General features: G+C 39.2%; 2 protein-coding genes. One reads left to right on the top strand and one right to left on the bottom strand.

The features are described 5' to 3' along the window. On the top strand, positions 1–256 hold a 256-nt coding region (locus tag H5072_RS20765; protein WP_182694677.1), incomplete at its 5' end, for a helix-turn-helix domain-containing protein. An 82-nt stretch (positions 257–338) separates the two neighbouring features. On the opposite strand, the gene H5072_RS20770 is transcribed toward H5072_RS20765, so the two are convergent. Continuing rightward, positions 339–494, bottom strand: coding sequence for a winged helix-turn-helix domain-containing protein (locus tag H5072_RS20770; RefSeq protein WP_240915919.1), 156 nt, complete (start codon positions 492–494; stop codon positions 339–341). Between the last annotated feature and the right edge of the window lie 263 nt (positions 495–757).

Here is a 757-nt window from a genome sequence, read left to right on the forward strand (position 1 = left end):
GTCGAGTAGAGCAGATATTGGCAAACAAATAAGTACTAGCAGGAAAGCTTTAGGCTACAAGCAACAAAAGCTATCAGAGATCGCGGGAATTAATAAAACGACGATTTCCGAGATTGAGAACGGTCGCTTTATGGGTTCATTCGATATATTTGAGCGACTGCTTGATGCAGTTGATTTACAATTTGAAGTTACCTCAAAACAACACTCTCTACCAGACTGGGATACCATTGAAGATATATTCTCGGAGGATGGCTAATGAGTGGCACACCACAGCTTCCAAATAAACCTGCTTTAACAAGGTAAGTTTTAGCCCAACTTAAGCGGTGGTAGGCATAAGTTTACTTGCCGCTAGGAATGCGCAGTTTAAGCTGCTCTACAAATAAGCCTATGCTTTGATAAACGTGTGCTTCAATCTCTTTGAGCTTTACTGTTTCACCGTTAGCTAAGCATTGCAGTAATAGGGTCATAAATGATTGGTAATCTGGTAACGACATACTATTCCCTGCCAAGCCGTATTAGTTAGTTACTATAAAGCTAATCCATTGTTCTTATTAGTTGAGATAATATACAAATTAAAATTATGGGGCAAAGGTTATGTACGCAGCTTTACTATGCATTATAAACAATTACCCCCTCGCAGGGCGCTGAGCTTACGGGTAGCGGGAGCGGTGTTATTTTATAAAGTGTCTGAAAGTATTGTATTCACAATTAATGATTCTTTGGCTACTTAATATATTCGCCTTTGTGTTGAGCGATA

It is taken from the genome of Pseudoalteromonas sp. SR45-5, from assembly GCF_014163565.1.
GTDB lineage: Bacteria > Pseudomonadota > Gammaproteobacteria > Enterobacterales > Alteromonadaceae > Pseudoalteromonas > Pseudoalteromonas distincta.